Origin of the sequence: Streptomyces tagetis, from assembly GCF_018069565.1 — a bacterium.
Lineage (GTDB): Bacteria > Actinomycetota > Actinomycetes > Streptomycetales > Streptomycetaceae > Streptomyces > Streptomyces tagetis.
Window position 1 is genome coordinate 103,645 of the sequence record NZ_JAGPNL010000006.1, and the last position, 21,124, is coordinate 124,768.

Below are 21,124 nucleotides of genomic sequence, written 5' to 3' on the forward strand. Positions count from 1 at the left end.
CTCCCGAGGAGGAGAGGCGCGGTCTACGCGCCATCGGTGGAGACCACGGACAGCCACCCGAGAAGCTGTCCGCCGGTGATGGGGACGTGGACGTCGCCGCGGCGAAGAAACCACCCGTCGGCGTACCGCTGGGGTAGCCAGCCGACGTCAGGGACACCCAGGTTGGGAGGCTTCTGCACCGGGTCGTCGACGGGCCAGCAGTCCAGGAGTGCTCTGGTCACGCGTTGCTGAACCGGGCGGAACCACTCCCACGTTTCCGCGCGGGCCGGGTCGATCGGCGGATGGAACGGAGCGCTGGCAAGCAGCGGCAGCCACTTGTCGCCCAGGACCGGGTGGCCGGCCGCCGCGCAGTCGAGCGCGGCGAGACAGGTCTCCAGCTTCCGGCACACGATGTCGGTGGGTTCGGCCAGGCCGTCCTCGACGAGGCCGGTCAGGTCCTCGGCGAGACTCGCAGCGACCTCGGCCTGGTCGGCTACCGCCCAGCGTCGGTAGCCCTGACGCTCCCCGGAATCGAGCACCGGATGCCAGCGTCCGGGACCGTAGGAGAGAGCGGTACGCAGGCACATGAGGTCGTGCATCGAGGCACGTGCCCGGCGGAACGATCCGAGGTCGTCGCGGCGGACGTCGAAGGAGCGGAGCAGGCGGCGGAGTTCCTCCGCCCGCTGCGGCGCAGTCGCCTGGAGGTCGACACGGATGCCGTCCACGATGCGCGACTCCCACGCCGGAAGGGTGCCAGCCACGATGCCACGCAGGTCGATGTCGCTCGCCGCGTGGGCGAAGCCGCAGGCGAGGGCTCCCTCCAGCCAGACCTCTTGAGCCTCGCCGGACGCGAGCAGCGCCTGGGCGACTCTGTCGGCGATTTCCCGACGAAGCTGTGCCGACGGGTTCACCTGAGCCCTCCTTCGATGAGGGGCTTGTCGTCCACGGTGATCTCCATGAGGAGATCGATGGCCCATCGGTCGAGCGCGCCGCGTACGTCGGACCGCTGGGCGCCGATGTGAGGCGAAGCCAGGAGGTTGAGTGGTGCCACGGAACCGGTGAGGAGCGGCAGGTGCTCCCGCTCGACCGGGTCGAGTGCGAGGCCCGAGAGCCTCCCGTCCGCCAGCGCCCGCAGGCAGGCAGTGACATCGAGGGTCTCCAGCCGCCCGGCGCAGATCAGCAGAGGCCGCTGTGGAGCGACGCGTGCGAGGAAGCCCTCGCCGATGAGCTGTTCGGTCGTGGGACGCAGCGGCAGAGCGATCACGTGTACCTGCGACTGCTCCATGAGGGCTCTCGGCGACAGCTCCCGTAGACCGGGAGGGTTCGACGGCCATGCGGCGAAGGCGGTGCGGCCCACGTAGGGGGCGAGGGCCCCGTCGGCGGCCAGCCCCACTGGGCCCGCGCCCCAGATACCTGCCGGCAGGGTGCTGAGGGACGCACCCATGCACGCCTGCTTCTCGTGCCGGCCGAGCAGCAGCGCATGCTGCCCCAAGGGGATCCGCCGGGCCAGGGCGAGGGCAGCGGCGAGGACCCACTCGCCCACGGCGCCCGCGCCGGCCTCGGCGTTGCGGTGCAGCGTGATGCCACGGTGCCGGAGGGCGCTCACGTCGATGTGGTCGATGCCGGAGCCGGTCCGTACGACGTGCCGCAGGCGAGGCAGCGCGTCGAGCTCTCGCTCGCCGGGACGGACCCCGGAACGCAGGACGAGCACGGTCGCGTCGGCGGGTAGAGGCGACTTCAGGTCCGGCAACTCGTGCACGAGGACACCGGGCAGGGCACGGCGGATCGCGCTCGCGTCCGCCGCACCGCGTACCACCAGGACAGCGCTCATCGGCGGGACCCGGGCTTCTCGTACCGGCCGAAGGCGAGATCACCCTCGCCGACGACGGTGGTCACCGGTGACGGAGCGCCGAAGTACGCGTCGCAGGCTCGCTTCACCCCCGGGAGCCCATCCCAGACCTGCGGATTGACCGCCGTGTCCGCGTAGTCGTCGACCAGCAGCACACCCGTCGGCACGAGGCGGGTGACGCAGTGCGTGAGTCCCGTGAGGGTCGAGTCGTAGAAGTCGCCGTCCAGGTAGGCGAACGCGATCCTGTCGGGCAGTTCCGTGGGAAGGGTCTCGTCGAACCACCCCGGGTGGATGAGCGGCGTCGGCCTGCCCCAGGCCGCGTGCGTCGCCCGCACGTCCTCCGGGGACGACCGGAGCTCGCCTGCTGCCAGATGGTCCGAGTCCTCGGCCCCGGGTGCGGGCATGCCCTGGAAGGAGTCGTACACGTGGATCTCGCGGTCACGGTCGCCCAGCAAGTCGAGCACGCTACGGGTCCAGAGGGCCATTGCCCCCCGGTAGCAGCCGAGTTCCACCACGGTGCCCGGCAGACCGCGCGCGGTGAGACCGGCGAGCTCGTCGGCGATCACGCGGAGCCGGTCGGCGCAGACCGTCCCGGAGTGCTCTCGCAGCAGCCACTCCCGCAGGTCCTTCAGCGTCGGATCCATGAAGGTCACCACCTGTCCACGAAGGGGTCGGCGAGATCCCCGCTCAGCGCCGCCAGCAGCGGGCGGTTGATCCGGGGCAGCAGGTACACGTCTCCCAGACGTTCCAGCGGAACCCACTCGAAGCCCACCTGGATGGGGTCCGGCGGTTCCGGCATACGAGGCTCGGCGTCGTCCACCTGCTCCGCGAGGAAGTTGAACTGAACCTTCTGCACGTCTCCGAACTCGCCCTGCCACGACTCGGGGACGTACTCGACGACGCACAGCAGACGCCGGGCCACGACCTGGAGGCCGGTCTCCTGCGCGACCTTGCGGTTCACAGCCTGACGCAGGTCCTCGCCGACCTGGGCCTTGCCACCCGGGAGGTTGTAGTGAAACCCGGCCTCGTCGTCGTAGGACAGCAACAGGAGGGCGCCGTCGCGCACGATCGCCGCCTTCACCGAGACACTGATCCGGGGCAGTTCGGGTGTCAGAGGCACGACAGCGCCTCCGGTTCGCCGACGCGCATCAGGTCGCCGACCTCCGCGAGGGACCCCGCGACGGTGGAGCGGAAACTCCCTCCGCGCCGGAACTGACGGGCGGCGGCGCGCATACCCGCCAGAGCGGCACGGCTGAGCTGGTTCGCGTAGATGCAGAGACTGAAGCCGGCCTCGCCGAGTTCGGCGGCGCTCAGGTCGGGGAACGCGGTGGGTACGCTGACCAGCGGTACGCCGTGGCTCCACGCGCGCCCGATGGTCCGCGCCTGATCACCGGTCGTGTCCTTGGAGTGGATGAGGACCGCGTCCGCTCCGGCCTCGGTGTACGCCTCGGCCCTCGCGATGGCCGTGGCGATGTCCTCGCCGGCGATCAGGGCCTCGGTGCGGGCCACGACCACGAGGCCGTCACCAGCGAGCTTCCGTATGCGTCCCACCTGCTCACACAGCAGGTCCCGGTCGGCGAGGGTCTGGGCCCGGTGGGCAGCGAAGCTGTTGCACTTCGGGTACGCGCTGTCCTCGACGCACACCGCCGCAGCTCCGGCGCGCATCAGGTCGTATGCGAACCGCTCCGCCGTGCGCTCCGAACCGCCCGCATTGTCGATGTCCACGATGACGGGCAGATCGGTGACACGGCCGAGCGAGGCGACCACGTCGGCCAGGTCCCGGGGGCCCAGGACGTTGGCGTCGGGCAGCCCGGAGGCCGCGGACACCTCCAGACCGCTCACCCACAGCGCGTCGAAGCCCGTTTCCGCCGCGACGTGCGCGGCGAGCGCGTTCACCGCACCGATCGCCAGGAGCGGGTGCTTCCGCTCGCTGTCGCCGAGGGCCCTGCGCAGACGCATCGCCTTCGTGCTGTCAGCCATGGTTTTCTCCTCCTTCCACTTGAGCGGTGAGTGACGGCACCAGGTGCCGTTCGCGCAGTACGTCCCAGGCGGCGAGCAGCACCTCGCACCGGGGCCGGCGGGCGTCCAGCCGGACCACGTCGCCGAGGAGCGGAAACTCGTCGGGCTTCGTGACCACGGCCTCGTAGGTCTCGCGAACCCGGCTCTGGACGTCGTGCACGTCCCAGTCGGCCCGGACGGCGTCACCCTGCCGGGCCTGCGCCCGGCTCATCGAGGCGTCGGTCTCCAGGTCCAGGACGAGCGTGAGGTCGGGGGCCGTGGTGAGCCGCGTGGCCAGAGCCTCGTAAGTCTTCGACACCTTCATGCCGTGCTTCACCGCGAAGAAGGCCAGCTCACTGAGGAGCCAGCGATCCGCGATCACGGGCCGGGCCGACCGCTGGGGGAGCACGAGTCGTTCCAGAGTTGCCCGCTTGTCCGCCGCGATCGCGGACAGATAGGCGTCGTGGTTCCCGGCGTTCGGCTGGTACTTGCCGGTGATGATGGCGGCGGCCTGGTCGGTGGCGAGGAAGTTGGTGGTGAGTACACACAGCGGGGTGACGCCGTAAAGCCCCTCCCAAAGTCGGAAAAGGCCCTTGCGCAGCGTTGTCTTTCCGGTGCCGTCGAGCCCCTCAACGACGATGAACGGATAGCGGTCGTTCATTCGACCTGCCCCGCCCCCGTGCCGCCGGCGTACTTGGTGAAGCGACCCCGCCAACGGGCGGTGGTGGACACCAGGTCCACCAGCCGCAGCTCGGCCAGTTCGTCGACGAGGCGGGGCAGCTCGGGCTCCATGCAGATGCCGGCCTCGACGGCCCGGCAGTACGCGGCGCGGACGGCCGGGTCGTCGTCGGAGGTGTGCAGCGCCGCCTCCAGCACCCGCATGGCCATGCCGTGGGCCACGACGCTCACTGCGGTGCCCAGGGCCTGCTCGTGGAACGGGCCGGGGCGTGGCTCCAGCGTGACGTGGTGCACCCCACGGTGGCGGATGGCCGCGAAGAAGCCCACCCACCACGCGGCGGCGCCGCTGACGGCGGTCACGGCGTCGGACCAGGCCGACTTGGAGCGGCCCGCGAGGATGCTCCGGGCAGCGGCGTCGGCGGCGTGCGCAAGGAACCCGCACGGATCCCGTGCATCCGATCCGTATCGCTGGGGCAGCTCCCACCAGAACCCCAGCCCGGCGCCCTCCAGCAGCATCAGGGCGGTGTCGTCGTCTTCCGGCAGCGGGGACGGGCGCCGGGCCAGCAAGGACACGTCGGCGCTGGGCACGTCCGGCAGGGCCTTTCCCTCCGCGACGACAGTCCGCCATTCATCGAGGTGGAGGTGGAGCCGCTGGGTCAGCAGTCCGTCCGCCAGCGTCTGCCAGGCATGGGCCAGCGGCGGTGAACCAGGTGGCCGAGGAGGCAGGGTCAAGGAGGTCACAAGTCGGATCCTCACGTCCGGGGAGTCGCGGCACACGGCTCCGATCGGTGGTGCTCCTTCAGGGTGACCGCGGCCAAGTCCCCCGCCTATGAGTGTTTATGAGCCCCACCCATGGAACGCGCCCGAGCGGGCGTGCAGCGAGGAAGAATGCCGACATGGTCGACAGCGGACAGCGGCGGTGCGCACGCTGCGGTGCCCTCCTCAGTCGCTTCAACGCCGCTACCAGGTGCGCCTCGTGCCAGGTCGGTCCGGCAGCCCGCCGGGCCGACCCGGCCTTCTGGCGTGATCCGACAGTCCGACGAGCCGTGGCCGCATGGGAACTCGGCACCGTCGTCAAGCTGTTCAGGAAGCACACGGGCCTCTCTCAGGCCGGCGTGGCGCGGCTGGTCAACATCGACCAGGCCGAGGTCAGCAGACTCGAACGCGGACTCAAGCAGATCCGTGACCGACGGCAGTTCGTCCAGTGGACCGACGCGCTGGGAGTCCCGGAAGAACTGCTCGGGCTCCTGCCCGCGGCCGATCCTCACCTTCCGGCCTCCACGGGCCGACCAGGAACGGCGGCCGCCCGAGCCGGTGGGTACGTGGCGCTGCCCGAAGGGCCGGGCCAACTCCTGTTACCTGGCGGCCGGTCCGTCTCGACGACGGCGCTTCCCGTGCTGACCCTTCCCGCGGCTTCCTTCCTGGGGGACAGCCTGAGGCTCGATTCCCGCCCGGAGCTGGACTCCTGGCGCACCATGACGATGCGCGCGCTTGTCGTCGCGAACCGCATGGTGAACGGTGCGGTCCGGCAGTTCGTCGCCGATGCCAGGGCGAGCGGCGTACGCGGCACCGTCTCCGACCCGGTCGACATCCCCGCCGCGTACGAGCTGGACGATCTGACGTACGGCATTCTGTGGGCCGTGTCGGGATTCGAAGCGGCACTGCTGGGCGACGACCAGACCCTGCACGCCACGATGGCGGCCTTCACCGCATTCCCAGGCTCACACGTCGCCTCCGGCCATGACCTGACCGAAGTCTCCAGGATGCTGATCGGCTCGGAGACCGCTGCCCGCTACATCCTGGGTCACCGTGCCCACCTGGGCGACGCGCCTGTCTTCTGGACCAGGGAACAGTGCGGTGAGGAGGCCGCCACGTGGCTGTTTTTCCGGCACAAGTACCGCTACCTCGAACGGATGTCTCCGCGGTGTCCGGATGGTGTCAGCGGCCGGGGATTCTGCGTCCCCGAGACGGAGGTCACCACCTCGCCGGCGTACGAGCGCGTTCTGCTGTTCCTCGCCATCGCGCTCATGGAGTCCTTCGGCATCCGCACCTGGGTGACCGACGACGGAGGCTTTGCCCACATCGACGGCTTCGCCCTCTCTCACGGGCGTCGGGTTGTCATCGCCTCATGGGTACGGACCGGTGGGAGGTCCCACCTCGCGGTCACCGCGCGTCCAGGCGCCCTGCGCACGTTCGCCGACGTGACAGGCCACGTCAGCCGCCACCCGACCACGGCGGCCGGGCAGGCAGGACAGCGCCTCGCGGCGACGGCGGCGTACCTCGGACTCGACGTCTCCTGGCTCGGGCGCCGGTGCGCGCAGCTATCGGTCGTCGGCACGGAGCGGCTCGCCAGGCCACGCAGCCGGCTGCTCGGTCTCGAAGGACTGGAGGCCGCTTGCCGGTTCGTGGCCGAGCAACTGGTGATCATTCCGCGTACCCGGACGGCGCCGACTCGCTAGCCTGCGTGAACCACTCGTAAGGCCGCGCTCGGCGGCGTCGGGACAGGGGGGCAGGGGATATGACGAGGTCGGCCAGGAACGTGGCGGTCTTCTCCCTTGGGGGCACCATCGCCATGACCACCGATCCCACCACCGGGGGTGTCGTACCCGCGCTCTCGGCACACGAACTGCTTGCCGCGGTCCCCGCCCTGGCCACGAGCGGCATCGGCCTCCGGGTACGTGACTTCCGGCGTCTGCCCGGCGCCTCCCTGGCCTTCGACGACCTCACCGCGCTGTCAGCCGCGATCGCGGTGGAGCTGGAGCGCGGGGACGTCGACGGCGTCGTCATCACCCAGGGCACCGACACCATCGAGGAGACCGCCTTCCTCCTCGACCTCCACCACGGCCACGAGCAGCCGGTCGTCGTCACCGGAGCCATGCGCAACCCCGCCCTTCCCGGCGCCGACGGCCCGGCCAACCTCCACGCCGCCGTCCGGGCCGCGGCCGATCCTGGTCTCAGGGGTGCCGGGTGCCTCGTCGTACTCGGCGACGAGATCCACGTCGCCAGGACCGTCCGCAAGTCCCACACCACCAGCCCCGCCGCTTTCACCTCACCGGCGTGCGGCCCGATCGCCACGATCTCGGAGAACCGCGTGCGGATGGTGGGCGGCCTGCCGTCCCGCGGACCGCTGGTCGGCGCCCCCGACCGTGAGGCGCGCGTCGGGCTCTACACCGTCACCCTCGGCGACGACGGCGCCCTGCTCGACCTGTGGGACGGCAACTGCGACGGACTCGTCGTCGCGGCCTTCGGCGTCGGCCACGTCCCCGAACGCTTGGTCGAGGGACTCACCAAGCTCGCGGCCCGCATCCCCGTGGTGCTGGCCTCCCGCATCGGCAACGGGCCCGTTCTGTCCGGCACATACGGTTTCCCCGGCTCCGAGAAGGACCTCCTCGGCCGAGGGCTCATCGGCGCTGGAGACCTCGGCCCGTACCAGGCACGGCTTCTGCTGCACGCCCTGCTCGCACAGGGCGCCGACGGGGCGACGGTCCGGGAGACCTTCGCCGCCGCATCCGCCCGCTGATCCCACCCCGTCAGGAGACACTCGTATATGCGTGCTCACGAGCTGACCGTCGGCCGTACCTTCGGCGTCACCTTCGATCACGGAGAGGACTTCTTCGAGGCGCTGTCGACCTTCTGCCGGGACAACGGGGTACGGCAGGGCTACATCCCCTCGTTCATCGGGGCGTTCGCGGAGGCCGAGATCGTGGGCGCCTGCGAGAAGTTGGCGGACCCGGACGCGCCGGTCTGGGCGAAGACCTATGTCACCAATGTCGAGGCGTTCGGCGCCGGTACCCTCGCCCACGACCCGGCCACCGGCGGGATACTCCCGCACATCCACGTCTCCGCCGGCCTGAAGGCCCAGTCGGCCGACGGCAGGACGAGTCATCTCCTCAGCGCCAAGGTCCAGTTCCTCAGCGAGCTGCTGATCGTGGAGGTCACCTCGCCTGCGATGACCCGACCGCGGAATCCTGACTTGTACGACGTCCCGCTGCTCACCTTCGGCTGACCGGCAGGAGACGGACGAGCCAGGGGTGTTCGGGGGCGATCACGCTGATCGCGTCCGCCAGCCAGGCACGCGCCGGATCGTCGAGCAGCGGCAGCACCGCCTCGAAGTCGATCTCGTCCTTCTCCCGGGTCGCCTTCGCCTTGTAGAAGAGCTGTACCTCGGGCGCGAGATACGGGATGCCCGTCTCGCTGGTCCGCCCGAGCCGGTCGATCGGGAGCCGGACCGTCGGTTCTCGTCGTGAGACCCAGTGGGCGCCCTCGGCCTCGTCCAGCATGAGCTGGATGGACCAGGGGGTCTCGGGGGTGCGGCGGCACCAGATGTCGTGGAGCGGCGGCCGAAGGACCTCCCCGGGATGCCACGGCCGCAGCTTCCCCTGGCCCGGCGGATCCGCAACGTACAAGTCCCAGCCGTCCAGGAGAACCCGTACGCGGGCCTGGTCCCGCCGGAGGACGAGGACGTCGAGATCGCTGTGTGCGCGCAGCTCGGGGCCGACCGCGAGTTCGATCGCGTAACCACCGGCGATCCACCACGGGAAGTCCCCCGTGTGGAAGACCGCGGCTACGTCTTCGGGACGATCCGGCACCCAGCGTCCCAACCTGTCATCACTCACAGGCCCATACTCCCAGCGACGGGACGGTTGGAGGCGAAGACAAGCGGCAGGCCGCCGGGTCGGCTCGGAGGTCTTGTTGTTCGTTCGCCCCTGGGCTCATAAACGCCCATGCGTAGCAGGGATATCGACGTCCATCGTTGAGCGTGTGGCCCGGCCGCCGGCCGCCGGCCGCTGGTTCGGTTCTGGTCGCGGGGGCGTGAACGTAGGCGTTGGGGGCCCTGTTCGAGGGTCTGAGGGGCTGCGGGGAGGTTGGCCATCCGTCGTGGTCGCCACACGAGCACGTCGCTGTTTCTCTCCGCCGGGTCCAGTCCCCTTCGGGCGGCGGCTTTGGCGACCAGGGCGGTGGGGTTGTGGCCGGAGGTCTGGGTCTCGGTGAGGGTGGCTGCGAGGGCGGGACAGCCTTGCCGGGGTGCCGCCCTCTCGTTCTGCCTGGTCAGGCGGTTGGACATCAGAGGCCGTGGCGGGAATCGAACCCGCGTAACTCGCTTTGCAGGCGAGTCCCTGAGCCGCTCGGGTACACGGCCGTGCTCTCGTGCGGTGTCCTGACCGTAGGCCGGGGTGGTCGGGGTGCTCAAGGGATGCGGGGGTGGCGCAACACGACTGCCATGCGGCGTTCACGGGGAGGGGGAGAGACCGGTTCCGGGGACGTACGACCAAGGTCGGGGTGGCGGACCGCCCTCCGACAGGAGTCATCGGGTGGTGCGCCCCTTACTCTGGCGGTCATGACCGTCCCCGAGCCGCGCGACACCGATGTCGCCGTCCCCGCCGACCCCGTCCTGCCCGCAGGCATCCCCGCCGACCCCGCGAATCACGCGGATCACCCGGGCCCCGTCGATCCCGCCGGGGCCGCCGTGTCCCCGCCGGGCGGCGAGACCGTGCTGAGCCGGGCCCACCGGGCGCTGAGCATCGGCATCGTCTCCGTCGTCGTTCTGATCGCCTTCGAGGCGACCGCGGTAGGCACGGCAATGCCCGTCGCCGCCCGTGAGCTGGACGGGATCTCGCTGTACGCGTTCGCCTTCTCGGGGTACTTCACGACCAGCCTGTTCGGGATGGTCCTCTCCGGCCAGTGGTCGGACCGGCGCGGCCCGCTCGCGCCGCTGACCGTGGGGATCGGCTCCTTCGCGGCCGGGCTGGTGCTCTCCGGGACGGCCGGCGCGATGTGGCCGTTTATCCTCGGCCGGGCCGTGCAGGGCTTCGGCGGCGGGCTGGTCATCGTCGCCCTCTACGTCGTCGTCGGCCGCGCCTACCCGGAGCGGCTGCGCCCGGCCATCATGGCCGCGTTCGCGGCGGGCTGGGTGGTGCCGTCGGTCGTCGGACCGCTCGCCTCCGGCGCGGTGACCGAGCACCTCGGCTGGCGCTGGGTCTTCCTCGGCATCCCGGTCCTGGTGGTCTTCCCGCTGGCCCTCGCGCTGCCCCAGATACGCCGCCGCGCCTCGGGCTCGGTGGGCGGGCCCGAGGCGCCCGGGACGGCACCGGCCTCCTTCGACGGCCGCCGCATCCGCCTCGCCCTCGCCATCTCCTTCGGCGCCGGCCTCCTCCAGTACGCCGCCCAGGACCTGCGCTGGACATCCCTGCTCCCCGGCGCGGCCGGCGTCGCCCTGCTGGTCCCGGCCGTCCTCGGGCTCCTCCCGCGAGGCACCTGGCGGGCGGCGCGCGGGCTGCCCTCCGTGGTGCTGCTGCGCGGAGTGGCCGCGGGGTCCTTCATCGCCGCCGAGTCCTTCGTACCGCTGATGCTCGTCACCCAGCGGGGACTGAGCCCCACGCTCGCCGGGCTCTCCCTCGCGGCAGGCGGCGCGACCTGGGCCTTCGGCTCCTGGCTCCAGTCCCGGCCGGGCACGGAGGCGCACCGCGAGCGGCTGATGACCTTCGGCATGGTGCTGGTGGCCGCCTCCATCGCCGCCGCGCCGAGCGTGCTGATCCCCGCCGTGCCCGCCTGGACCGTGGCCGTCGCCTGGGGCTTCGGCTGCTTCGGCATGGGCCTGGTGATCTCCTCCACCAGCGTGCTCCTGCTGCGGCTCTCCGCCCCCGAGGAGGCCGGGACCAACTCCGCCGCCCTCCAGATCTCCGACGGCCTGTCCAACGTGATCCTGCTCGCCGCGGGCGGGGCCGCCTTCGCCGCCCTCGGCGGCGGCACCGTCAGCCACGCGGCGGCCCACGCCACCGGCTCCCACCCGGCCGCCTTCGCCGCGGTGTTCCTGCCGATGGCGGCGGTGGCCCTGGCCGGGGCCTGGGTGGCGACCCGGCTGCGGGAGCGGTGAGCAGGCGGAGGTGCCCGTGCCGGGCGGGCTGTGACGCCGGTCCCGCCCCATGCCGGCTGTGAAGTCGGTTCCGCGCCGCGCGGCCTGTGGCGTCGGTCCCGTCCCGGGTCGCCTGTGAAGCCCGTCCCACACCGCGTCGCCTGTGAATCCCGTCCCACACCACGTCGCCTGTGAATCCCGTTGACCCTGCGTCGGCTGTGAAGTCGGCCCCGCGCCGGGCCCGGCCGTGAACTCGGCCCCTCCCCGGGCTGGCTGTGAAGTCGGTTCACGTCGCGTCCGCCTGTGAACTCGGTCCCACCCCACCCCGGCTGTGGCGTCGGCCCCACCCCACCCCGGCTGTGACACCGGCCCCACCCCACCCCGGCTGTGACGTCGGTCCCACCCCGGGCCGGCGGGGCGTGGTCCGGGCCCGGAGCGGCGCGGGGCGCGGATAGGGTGGCCCGGTCGTCATACGTGGCCGCCGTTCTACCCCCATCGGAGACCGTGACTACCACCGCCAGCCCCAGCGCCTCCCACCACCTCTCCCCGGCCTTCCCGGGCCGTGCCCCCTGGGGCACCGCCGGCAAGCTGCGGGCCTGGCAGCAGGGGGCGATGGAGAAGTACGTACAGGAGCAGCCCCGGGACTTCCTGGCGGTCGCCACCCCCGGGGCCGGCAAGACCACCTTCGCCCTGACACTGGCGTCCTGGCTGCTCCACCACCACGTCGTGCAGCAGGTGACCGTCGTCGCACCGACCGAGCACCTGAAGAAGCAGTGGGCGGAGGCCGCGGCCCGGATAGGGATCAAGCTGGACCCGGAGTACAGCGCGGGCCCGCTCAGCCGCGAGTACCACGGTGTCGCCGTCACCTACGCGGGTGTCGGCGTCCGTCCGATGCTGCACCGCAACCGGTCCGAGCAGCGCAAGACGCTCGTCATCCTGGACGAGATCCACCACGCCGGCGACTCCAAGTCCTGGGGCGAGGCGTGCCTGGAGGCGTTCGAGCCGGCCACTCGGCGGCTCACGCTCACCGGCACACCCTTCCGCTCCGACACCAACCCGATCCCGTTCGTCACGTACGAGGAGGGCGACGACGGCATCCGCCGCTCCGCCGCCGACTACACGTACGGGTACGGGTCCGCGCTCGCCGACGGTGTCGTGCGGCCGGTCATCTTCATGAGCTACAGCGGCAACATGCGCTGGCGCACCAAGGCGGGCGACGAGATCGCCGCGCGGCTCGGCGAGCCGATGACCAAGGACGCGATCAGCCAGGCGTGGCGCACCGCGCTCGATCCGCGCGGCGAGTGGATGCCGGCCGTGCTGCGCGCCGCCGACCAGCGGCTGACCGAGGTGCGCAAGGCCATCCCGGACGCGGGGGCGCTCGTCATCGCCGCCGACCAGGAGTCGGCCCGCGCCTACGCCAAGCTGATCCGGGAGATCACCGGGGACAAGGCCACCCTGGTCCTCTCCGACGACACCGGCGCGTCGAAGAACATCGACACCTTCAGCCAGAGCACCGACCGGTGGATGGTCGCCGTCCGCATGGTGTCCGAGGGCGTCGACGTGCCCCGCCTCGCGGTCGGGGTGTACGCCACCACCATCTCCACGCCGCTCTTCTTCGCCCAGGCCGTCGGGCGTTTCGTCCGCTCCCGGCGGCGCGGCGAGACCGCCTCGGTCTTCCTGCCGACCGTGCCCGACCTGCTCACTTTCGCCAATGAGATGGAGCGCGAGCGCGACCACGTCCTCGACAAGCCCAAGAAGGGCGGCGAGGAGGACCCGTACGCCGAGTCCGAGAAGGAGATGGAGGAGGCGAACCGGGAGCAGGACGAGGACACCGGCGAGCAGGACACGCTGCCCTTCGAGGCGCTGGAGTCCGACGCCGTCTTCGACCGGGTCATGTACAACGGGGCCGAGTTCGGCATGCAGGCCCACCCCGGCAGCGAGGAGGAGCAGGACTACCTCGGCATCCCGGGGCTGCTCGAACCCGACCAGGTCCAGCTCCTGCTCCAGAAGCGGCAGGCCCGGCAGATCGCGCACAGCCGCAAGCGGCCCGACGACGAGGCCGACCTGCTCGAACTGCCGGCCGAACGGCGTCCGGTCGTCTCGCACAAGGAGCTGATGGAGCTGCGCCGGCAGCTCAACACCATCGTCGGCGCCTACGTCCACCAGAGCGGCAAGCCGCACGGTGTCGTCCACACCGAGCTGCGCCGGGTGTGCGGCGGCCCGCCGAGCGCCGAGGCCACCGCCGGGCAACTGCGTCAGCGCATCGACAAGGTGCGGGAGTGGGCAACCCGGATGAAGTAGGTGATCCGGATTAAGTAAGTGATCCGGGTGACGGGTGGTTCCCGCGGACGCGGTGTGTATCGGGACAAATGCGGAGAGTTCGCCCCCGCGATTGCCCGGATTCTGGACGGAGCCTTCCGCTGAGCGGACCTGGCTCGCTACTGTCCCGCTACGCACACGCCCCGTGGCAGCGCCGCCGCGGAGCGCAGCCGTGAAGCGACTGGGTCCGGGCACAGGGCCGGACCGTCAGCCGACCGGCGGCCTCTCTCCAGCGCGTCGCCGACGGGACTCGGTGACGCGCACACCGCGAGGGGACCGCCGACTCACCACGAAGGAGTGGGCGTCGTGACCGCGGAGACCTCCCAGACGCTCGACAGGGGACTGCGGGTCCTCAAGCTGCTGGCCGACACGGACCACGGACTGACCGTCACCGAGCTGTCCCACCGGCTGGGGGTGAACCGGACCGTGGTGTACCGGTTGCTCGCCACGCTGGAGCAGCACGCCCTCGTCCGCCGTGACCTCGGCGGACGCGCCCGCGTGGGACTCGGGGTGCTGGGCCTGGGCCGCCAGGTGCACCCGCTGGTGCGCGAGGCGGCGATGCCGGCGCTGCGGTCGCTCGCCGAGGACATCGGCGCCACCGCCCACCTGACGCTGGTGGACGGCGCCGAGGCGCTGGCCGTGGCGGTGGTGGAGCCGACCTGGACCGACTACCACGTGGCCTACCGGGCCGGGTTCCGGCACCCGCTGGAGCGGGGCGCCGCGGGCAAGGCGATCCTCGCCGCCCGCCGGTACCGGGCCGCCGAGCACGACGACCCCGGCTACACCCTGACCCAGGGCGAACTGGAGGCCGGCGCCTGCGGTGCCGCCGCGCCGCTGATCGGGGTGAGCGGGGTGGAGGGCAGCGTCGGGGTCGTCATGCTCTCCGACGTGGTGCCCGAACGGGTCGGCGTCCGCGTGATGGACGCGGCCCGGGAGGTCGCCGAGGCGCTGCGCTGACCGGTGCGGGCGCCCGCCCGGCCGCCGCGCGGGGCGCGTTAGATTGACCCCGTGCTCTCACGTCTCACGCGTCCCCGTGCCCTGGCCGTCTGCGCCCTGCCCGTGGCGGCCCTGCTGGCCACCGCGGTCTCCGCGCCGCTGCCGTTCTCCGTGGCCCGGCCCGGACTGACGGCCGACGTGCTGGGCGCGAACCAGGGCACGCCGGTCATCACCGTCTCCGGCGCCCCGACCCGGACCACCGAGGGCCAGTTGCGGATGACGACGATCGAGGCGACCGGGCCCGACGCCGACATCCGGATCGGCGAGGTGATCGGCGGCTGGTTCGACACCGACCGGGCGGTCATGCCGCGCGACGCGGTCTATCCGAGCGGCGGGGACGTCCGCGAGATCGAGCGGTACAACGAACGCCAGATGAAGCAGTCCCAGGACGCGGCGACCACCGCCGCCCTCGGCTACCTGGGGCGCGACGGCGAGGGCATCGACGTCACCCTGCGCCTCGCCGACGTCGGCGGCCCCAGCGCCGGGCTGATGTTCGCCCTCGGCATCGTCGACAAGCTGGACGGTGACGGCAGCGGCGGCGACCTCACCGGCGGCCGGGTCGTCGCCGGCACCGGCACCATCACCGACGGCGGCGTGGTCGGCGCGGTGGGCGGGGTGCCGCTGAAGACGCAGGCCGCCCGCCGGGACGGCGCCACCGTCTTCCTGGTGCCGAAGGCCGAGTGCGCCGACGCGCGGGCGGAGCTGCCGAAGGGCCTGCGGCTGGTCCCGGTCGGCACGCTCAAGGGCGCCGTCGACGCCCTGCGCGCCCTGACCACCGGCAAGGGCGAGGTCCCCGCCTGCTGAGCGCGGGGCCGGGGACGCGCCCGCGCCCGCCCCCGCGCCCTCCCCGCCTGCTCGCCCCGCCCCCGCCCCGCCTACTTCTCCTTCACGAAGCCCTTCTCCTTCAGCCAGTCCAGCGCCACCTGGTGCGGGTCCTCGCCGTCCACGTCGACCTTCGCGTTCAGCGTCCGCGCCACGTCGTTGTCCAGCGCCTTGGTGACCGGCGCCAGTACGTCGGCGATGGCCGGCCACTTCTTCAGCGTCGAGGTCCGGATCACCGGCGCCGCGTTGTAGTTCGGGAAGAACTTCTTGTCGTCCTCCATCACCACCAGCTTCATCGAGTTGATCCGCCCGTCGGTGGTGAACACCTCGCCGTAGGTGCAGGCGCCCTTCGCGGTCTGCGTGTAGATGATGCCGGTGTCCATCTGGGTGACGTTGCCGGCCGGGATGTGCATCCCGTACGCCTTCTCCATGCCCGGCAGCCCGTCCGCGCGGTTGGCGAACTCGCCCTCCACGCAGAGCGTCACCGCGCCCGGGTCGGACGCGGCCAGCTCGGCCACCTGCGAGAGGGTGTCCGTCCCGTACTTGCGGTGGTTGGCCTGGTTCATCGCCAGCGCGTAGGTGTTGTTCAGCGTCGACGGCGGCAGCCAGGTCAGCCCGTGCTTCAGGTCGGCGTCGTACACCGCCTTCCACTGCTGCTCCGGGTCGGGGATCGGGTGGCTGTGGCCGAGGTAGGTGATCCAGGCGGTGCCCGTGTACTCGTACGTGGCGTCGGCGTCGCCGTTCACGACGGCGGCGCGGGTGCCGACCGAGCCCTGGATGCCGGTCCGGTCGAGCACCTGCGCGCCGGCCGCCTCGAAGGCGATGCCCATGATGGCGCCGAGGACGAGCTGTTCGGTGAACTCCTTGGAGACGACCGTGAGGTCGGCCCCCTCCAGCGGCCTGCCCCGGCCGATCGTGCCCGGCTCCACGTTGTCGACCATCGGCGACCCGCTGGTCAGCCCGCAGCCGGAGGCGGCCACCAGGACCGCCGCCAGCAGCAGGCACGTACGCCTCCTCATGTCCCCACCTCCAGGCCGCGGGGCCGCATCAGCACTTCGGCCAGCGAGGCCAGCCAGTCCACCAGCAGCGCCAGCGTCACCGTCAGCACCGAGCCCAGCACCAGCACCGGCATGCGCTGGCTGGTGATGCCGGTGGTGATGAGCACGCCGAGCCCGCCGCCCCCGCCGAAGGTGGCCAGCGTCGCGGTGCCCACGTTCAGCACCAGGGCCGTACGCACGCCCGCCAGGATCAGCGGCACCGCCAGCGGCAGCTCCACGCGCGTGAGCACGCCCAGCGGCGACATGCCGATGCCGCGGGCCGCCTCCAGCAGCGTCGGGTCGTTGGCCCTCAGCCCCGCGATGGTGTTCGACAGCACCGGCAGGACCGCGTAGATGATGATGCCGATCAGCGCCGAACGGCGACCGATGCCCAGCCAGATCACCAGCAGTGCCAGCAGGCCGATGGCGGGTGTCGCCTGGCCCATGTTGGCGAACGCCATCGCCACCGGGGTCGCCCTGCGGAACGCCTTGCGGGTCAGCAGGATGCCGAGCGGGATGGCGATGATCAGCACGAAGAAGGTGGAGATCACCGTGAGCTGCACGTGCTGCCACAGCGCCTTGGTGACCTGGCCGTCGGAGAGCGCGTTGCGGCTGATCTGGTCCAGGTCGGCCTGCCGGAACCAGAGCCAGGTCGCCAGCAGCACCGCGATCAGCGCCACCGGCAGGATCGTCAGCCGCTGCCAGGTGATCCGCGCCGCGGGGGTCCGCGACGGCGGCCCGGCCTCCCTCTCGGTGTCGTGCTCGTGCTCGTGCTCGCGCTCACGCTCGTCGTGGTCGTGGTCGTGGTCGTGGTCGTGGCCGGGGCCGGGGCCGGGGGAGCCCGGGTGCCCGCGGCCGTGATCGCCGGCGGGGTGCCGGCCGGGGGAAGTGCTCACGCCTTCGCCGCCTCCCCTCCCGGTCCGTCGGCGCCCTCCTGCTCGGAGTGGGTCTGACCGGACCGCGCCTCCTCCAGTTCGTGCCGGTGCTCCAGCGCGTCCAGCCGGTCCTCCTCCAGCAGTTCGTGCACCGAGTTCATGAGCGTCTCCATGTCGACGACGCCCGTGTACTCGCCGCGCCGCCCGGTGACCGCGACCCGCCCCGCGTTGTCGGTCAGCACCGCCTCCAGCGCGTCCCGCAGCGTCGCGTCCCGGGTCACCGTGTCGTTGACCAGCGTCCCGGCCCGCGCGAGGGAGCCCTTGGCCCGCATCAGGTCGCCGCGCCGCAGCCACTTGTAGGGCCGGCCGCGCCGGTCCAGCAGCAGGATCTCGTTGGTGCCGCCCGCCCGCAGCAGCCCGAAGATGTGCTGGAGCGGGTCGTCCACCGTCACCGTCGGGTAGTCGGTGATCTCCACGTCCCGCACCCGGGTCAGGTTCAGCCGCTTCAGCGCCGCCCCGGCGCCCACGAAACCGGAGACGAAGTCGTCCGCCGGGTTGGTCAGGATCGCCTCGGGCGTGTCGAACTGGGCGATGTGCGACCGCTCGCGCAGCACCGCGATCCGGTCGCCGAGCTTGATCGCCTCGTCGAAGTCGTGGGTGACGAAGACGATCGTCTTGTGCAGCTCGTGCTGGAGCCGGATCAGCTCGTCCTGGAGGTGGTCCCGGGTGATCGGGTCGACCGCGCCGAACGGCTCGTCCATCAGAAGTACCGGCGGATCGGCGGCCAGCGCCCGCGCCACGCCCACCCGCTGCTGCTGGCCGCCGGAGAGCCGGCGCGGGTAACGGCCGTGGAACTCGCCGGGGTCCAGGCCGACCAGGTCGAGCATCTCCTCCACCCGCGCGCGGATGCGCGTCTTCGACCAGCCGATCATCTTCGGCACCAGCGCGATGTTCTGGGCGACCGTCATGTGCGGGAAGAGACCGGAGGACTGGATGGCGTACCCGACCTTGCGGCGCAGCCGGACCGGGTCGATGTCGGTGACGTCCTCGCCGTCGATGCGGATGCGTCCGCCGCTCGGCTCGATCAGCCGGTTGATCATCTTCAGTGTGGTGGACTTCCCGCACCCCGAGGGCCCCACGAGGATCACGGTCTCGCCCGCCCGGATCTCCATGGACACGTTCTCCACGGCCGGCTGCGGATTGCCCGGGTACCGCTTGGTCAGGCCCTCCAGTTCGATGGTCGCGCCCGTCGTGGCGCCCGGCGTCGTCTCAGGCACGAATCCCCCTGGAGATGGTCAGCCGCCCCAGCAGGACGTAGGCGGCGTCGAACAAGAGCGCCAGGATGATGATCCCCAGCGTGCCGGCGAGTACCTGGTTGAGCGCGTTCTTGCTGCCCAGGGAGGCGATCCCGCGGAAGATCTCGTTGCCCAGCCCGGGGCCGGAGGCGAACGCGGCGATCGCGGCGATGCCCATCAGCATCTGCGTCGAGACCCTGATCCCGGTCAGGATCGGCGGCCAGGCCAGCGGCAGCTCCACCCGCAGCAGCCGGGCCGCCCGCGACATGCCGATGCCCTTGGCCGCGTCCACCAGCGAGGGGTCGACCCCGCGCAGGCCCACGATCGCGTTCCGCACGATCGGCAGCAGCCCGTACAGGGTCAGCGCCGTCACCGTCGGGGGGACACCGAGCCCGACCACCGGGATCAGCAGGCCGATCATGGCCAGCGAGGGGATGGTCAGGATGCCGGAGGTGACCGTGGTGGCCAGGTTCCCCGCCCACTCGCTGCGGTAGGTGACCACCCCGATCAGCACGCCCAGCACGGTCGCCGCCACCATGCACTGGAAGACGGCGCTGGCGTGCTGGTAGGCGTCGGTGAGCAACTGCTGATGGCGACTGCCCAGGAAATCCCAGAAGTTCACGTCCCCCCCCTCCTCTCGGGTGGGCCGGCTCCCCGAGCGGCCGGCCGGTTCACTCGCGTCTACCCTCGTTTCCCGCCGCCTGCTCCACCAACGGGATGATCCGCAGCGGAACCGGGTTCTCCATCACGATCGCCGTGGCGGCGCGGACGATGCCATCAAATCCGACGACCCGGTCGATCACCCGCTGAAGATCGGCGTTGGAACGGGCCACCAGACGGCACAGCATGTCCCCCGTACCGGTGGTCGTGTGCAGCTCCAGCACCTCCGGGACGGTCGTCAAGTGCGCCCGTACGTCGGCCCCTTGACCCTGACGGATCTCCAGCGTGGCGAAGGCCGTCACCGGATAGCCGAGCGCCGCCGGGTCCACCTCGGGCCCGAAGCCGCGGATGACTCCATTCGACTGAAGCCGGTCCAGCCGGGCCTGCACCGTGCCCCGCGCCACCCCCAGCCGGCGGGACATCTCCAGCACCCCGATCCGCGGCTCGCGGGCCAGCAGCCCGATGATCCGCCCGTCCAGACGATCGATCCCCATCGCACCCCTCCGGCTGGTCATCCTGTACAGATCGCCCGCCCCCACCGGCCGGGCACTGGGCAGACTGCCCAGTGAACGCGCAAACTATTGCGCACCTTGCAGACGCGGGAGATTCTGCGGCTATGACGCAGACCACACACCACTCTCCCGACACCGCACGGCAGGCCGACCCCTTCCCGGTCAAGGGAATGGACGCGGTCGTCTTCGCCGTGGGCAACGCCAAGCAGGCCGCGCACTACTACTCCACCGCCTTCGGCATGAAGCTGGTCGCCTACTCCGGACCGGAGAACGGCAGCCGCGAGACCGCGAGCTACGTGCTGGAGAACGGCTCCGCGCGCTTCGTCTTCACCTCTGTCATCAAACCCTCCACCGAGTGGGGCCGCTTCCTCGCCCAGCACGTGGCCGAGCACGGCGACGGCGTCGTCGACCTCGCCATCGAGGTCCCCGACGCGCGCGCCGCCCACGCCTACGCCGTCGCCCACGGCGCCCGCTCCCTCGCCGAGCCGTACGAGGTGAAGGACGAGCACGGCACCGTCGTCCTCGCCGCCATCGCCACCTACGGCGAGACCCGGCACACCCTGGTCGAGCGCACCGCCTACGACGGCCCCTACCTGCCCGGCCACGTCGCCGCCCAGCCCCTCGTCGAGCCGCCCGCCCGGCGCACCTTCCAGGCCGTCGACCACTGCGTCGGCAACGTCGAACTCGGCCGCATGAACGAATGGGTCGGCTTCTACAACAAGGTCATGGGCTTCACCAACATGAAGGAGTTCGTGGGCGACGACATCGCCACCGAGTACAGCGCCCTCATGTCCAAGGTCGTCGCCGACGGCACGCTCAAGGTCAAGTTCCCGATCAACGAGCCCGCCGTCGCCAAGAAGAAGTCCCAGATCGACGAGTACCTGGAGTTCTACGGCGGCGCCGGCGTCCAGCACATCGCGCTGGCCACCAACGACATCGTGGAGACCGTACGCACGATGAAGGCCGCCGGCGTCCGGTTCCTCGACACGCCGGACTCCTACTACGACACGCTCGGCGACTGGGTCGGCGACACCCGCGTGCCCGTCGACACGCTCCGCGAGCTGAAGATCCTCGCCGACCGCGACGAGGACGGCTACCTGCTCCAGATCTTCACCAAGCCGGTCCAGGACCGTCCGACCGTCTTCTTCGAGATCATCGAGCGCCACGGCTCGATGGGCTTCGGCAAGGGCAACTTCAAGGCCCTCTTCGAGGCGATCGAGCGCGAGCAGGAGAAGCGCGGCAACCTCTGAG

At 71.4% G+C, this 21,124-nt stretch carries 21 protein-coding genes and 1 tRNA gene; 8 read left to right on the top strand and 14 right to left on the bottom strand.

Annotation, left to right across the window (positions count from 1 at the left end):
• Positions 1-23: 23 nt before the first annotated feature.
• From J5Y05_RS21275 to J5Y05_RS21305, 7 genes are read right to left on the bottom strand one after another with little or no spacing between them, the layout of a single operon-like run.
• Positions 24-890, bottom strand: coding sequence for a nucleotidyltransferase domain-containing protein (locus J5Y05_RS21275; protein WP_210874638.1), 867 nt, complete (start codon positions 888-890; stop codon positions 24-26).
• Entirely contained in the window at positions 887-1,810 is a 924-nt protein-coding gene (locus J5Y05_RS21280; RefSeq protein ID WP_210874639.1) for an NAD(P)-dependent oxidoreductase, read from the bottom strand. Before J5Y05_RS21280 ends, J5Y05_RS21275 begins: the two co-directional genes overlap by 4 nt.
• Positions 1,807-2,472 (bottom strand): TylF/MycF/NovP-related O-methyltransferase, encoded by a 666-nt coding sequence (locus tag J5Y05_RS21285; RefSeq protein WP_210874640.1) that lies wholly within the window; start codon positions 2,470-2,472, stop codon positions 1,807-1,809. Before J5Y05_RS21285 ends, J5Y05_RS21280 begins: the two co-directional genes overlap by 4 nt.
• 5 nt (positions 2,473-2,477) lie before the next feature.
• Positions 2,478-2,948 carry an NUDIX domain-containing protein gene (locus tag J5Y05_RS21290; RefSeq protein WP_210874641.1) on the bottom strand — a complete coding sequence of 157 codons (471 nt, stop codon included), beginning with the start codon at positions 2,946-2,948 and terminating at the stop codon, positions 2,478-2,480.
• Positions 2,939-3,808 (bottom strand): isocitrate lyase/phosphoenolpyruvate mutase family protein, encoded by an 870-nt coding sequence (locus J5Y05_RS21295; RefSeq protein ID WP_210874642.1) that lies wholly within the window; start codon positions 3,806-3,808, stop codon positions 2,939-2,941. The genes J5Y05_RS21290 and J5Y05_RS21295 overlap by 10 nt, the downstream gene beginning before the upstream one ends.
• On the bottom strand, positions 3,801-4,487 hold the full coding sequence (locus tag J5Y05_RS21300; RefSeq protein ID WP_210874643.1) for a dTMP kinase: 687 nt from the start codon (positions 4,485-4,487) through the stop codon (positions 3,801-3,803). The genes J5Y05_RS21295 and J5Y05_RS21300 overlap by 8 nt, the downstream gene beginning before the upstream one ends.
• Positions 4,484-5,245, bottom strand: a complete 762-nt coding sequence (locus tag J5Y05_RS21305) for a hypothetical protein (protein ID WP_210874644.1) — start codon at positions 5,243-5,245, stop codon at positions 4,484-4,486. The genes J5Y05_RS21300 and J5Y05_RS21305 overlap by 4 nt, the downstream gene beginning before the upstream one ends.
• Before the next feature lie 305 nt (positions 5,246-5,550).
• On the opposite strand from J5Y05_RS21305, the gene J5Y05_RS21310 reads away from it, so the two are divergent.
• The 3 genes from J5Y05_RS21310 to J5Y05_RS21320 are packed head-to-tail and all read left to right on the top strand — an operon-like array spanning position 5,551 to position 8,510.
• Positions 5,551-6,963 carry a helix-turn-helix domain-containing protein gene (locus J5Y05_RS21310; RefSeq protein WP_210874645.1) on the top strand — a complete coding sequence of 471 codons (1,413 nt, stop codon included), beginning with the start codon at positions 5,551-5,553 and terminating at the stop codon, positions 6,961-6,963.
• Between the two features lie 59 nt (positions 6,964-7,022).
• Positions 7,023-8,024 (top strand): asparaginase, encoded by a 1,002-nt coding sequence (locus J5Y05_RS21315; RefSeq protein WP_210874646.1) that lies wholly within the window; start codon positions 7,023-7,025, stop codon positions 8,022-8,024.
• A gap of 27 nt (positions 8,025-8,051) precedes the next feature.
• Entirely contained in the window at positions 8,052-8,510 is a 459-nt protein-coding gene (locus J5Y05_RS21320) for a PPC domain-containing DNA-binding protein (protein ID WP_055628964.1), read from the top strand.
• Here J5Y05_RS21320 and J5Y05_RS21325 read toward each other — a convergent pair.
• Positions 8,497-9,120 carry a nucleotidyltransferase domain-containing protein gene (locus tag J5Y05_RS21325; RefSeq protein ID WP_210874647.1) on the bottom strand — a complete coding sequence of 208 codons (624 nt, stop codon included), beginning with the start codon at positions 9,118-9,120 and terminating at the stop codon, positions 8,497-8,499. The two genes, J5Y05_RS21320 and J5Y05_RS21325, sit on opposite strands and share 14 nt — an antisense overlap.
• A gap of 452 nt (positions 9,121-9,572) precedes the next feature.
• Positions 9,573-9,644 (bottom strand) — tRNA-Cys (locus tag J5Y05_RS21330).
• A gap of 198 nt (positions 9,645-9,842) precedes the next feature.
• Here J5Y05_RS21330 and J5Y05_RS21335 point away from each other — a divergent pair.
• The 4 genes from J5Y05_RS21335 to J5Y05_RS21350 all read left to right on the top strand — a co-directional run bounded on the left by J5Y05_RS21335 (position 9,843) and on the right by J5Y05_RS21350 (position 15,476).
• On the top strand, positions 9,843-11,378 hold the full coding sequence (locus tag J5Y05_RS21335) for an MFS transporter (protein ID WP_210874648.1): 1,536 nt from the start codon (positions 9,843-9,845) through the stop codon (positions 11,376-11,378).
• A 483-nt stretch (positions 11,379-11,861) separates the two neighbouring features.
• The gene (locus J5Y05_RS21340) at positions 11,862-13,658 is read left to right on the top strand and encodes a DEAD/DEAH box helicase (protein ID WP_210874649.1); all 1,797 of its coding nucleotides are present in this window, start codon (positions 11,862-11,864) and stop codon (positions 13,656-13,658) included.
• Between the two features lie 324 nt (positions 13,659-13,982).
• Positions 13,983-14,633 carry an IclR family transcriptional regulator gene (locus J5Y05_RS21345; protein ID WP_210874650.1) on the top strand — a complete coding sequence of 217 codons (651 nt, stop codon included), beginning with the start codon at positions 13,983-13,985 and terminating at the stop codon, positions 14,631-14,633.
• Between the two features lie 51 nt (positions 14,634-14,684).
• Positions 14,685-15,476, top strand: a complete 792-nt coding sequence (locus tag J5Y05_RS21350; protein ID WP_210874651.1) for a S16 family serine protease — start codon at positions 14,685-14,687, stop codon at positions 15,474-15,476.
• A 71-nt stretch (positions 15,477-15,547) separates the two neighbouring features.
• Here J5Y05_RS21350 and J5Y05_RS21355 read toward each other — a convergent pair whose 3' ends face one another.
• The 5 genes from J5Y05_RS21355 to J5Y05_RS21375 are packed head-to-tail and all read right to left on the bottom strand — an operon-like array spanning position 15,548 to position 19,855.
• On the bottom strand, positions 15,548-16,513 hold the full coding sequence (locus J5Y05_RS21355) for a glycine betaine ABC transporter substrate-binding protein (RefSeq protein WP_210874652.1): 966 nt from the start codon (positions 16,511-16,513) through the stop codon (positions 15,548-15,550).
• Positions 16,510-17,427: an ABC transporter permease gene (locus J5Y05_RS21360; RefSeq protein ID WP_307854019.1), complete on the bottom strand. Its 918-nt coding sequence runs from the start codon at positions 17,425-17,427 to the stop codon at positions 16,510-16,512. Before J5Y05_RS21360 ends, J5Y05_RS21355 begins: the two co-directional genes overlap by 4 nt.
• On the bottom strand, positions 17,424-18,683 hold the full coding sequence (locus J5Y05_RS21365; protein WP_210874653.1) for a betaine/proline/choline family ABC transporter ATP-binding protein: 1,260 nt from the start codon (positions 18,681-18,683) through the stop codon (positions 17,424-17,426). Before J5Y05_RS21365 ends, J5Y05_RS21360 begins: the two co-directional genes overlap by 4 nt.
• Positions 18,676-19,323 (bottom strand): ABC transporter permease, encoded by a 648-nt coding sequence (locus J5Y05_RS21370; protein ID WP_210874654.1) that lies wholly within the window; start codon positions 19,321-19,323, stop codon positions 18,676-18,678. The genes J5Y05_RS21365 and J5Y05_RS21370 overlap by 8 nt, the downstream gene beginning before the upstream one ends.
• Positions 19,324-19,372: 49 nt before the next feature.
• A complete protein-coding gene (locus J5Y05_RS21375; protein ID WP_210874655.1) occupies positions 19,373-19,855 on the bottom strand; it encodes an Lrp/AsnC family transcriptional regulator in 483 nt (160 codons plus the stop codon).
• A 122-nt stretch (positions 19,856-19,977) separates the two neighbouring features.
• On the opposite strand from J5Y05_RS21375, the gene hppD reads away from it, so the two are divergent.
• On the top strand, positions 19,978-21,123 hold the full coding sequence (gene hppD, locus J5Y05_RS21380) for a 4-hydroxyphenylpyruvate dioxygenase (protein WP_210874656.1): 1,146 nt from the start codon (positions 19,978-19,980) through the stop codon (positions 21,121-21,123).
• The last annotated feature ends 1 nt before the right edge of the window (position 21,124 follow it).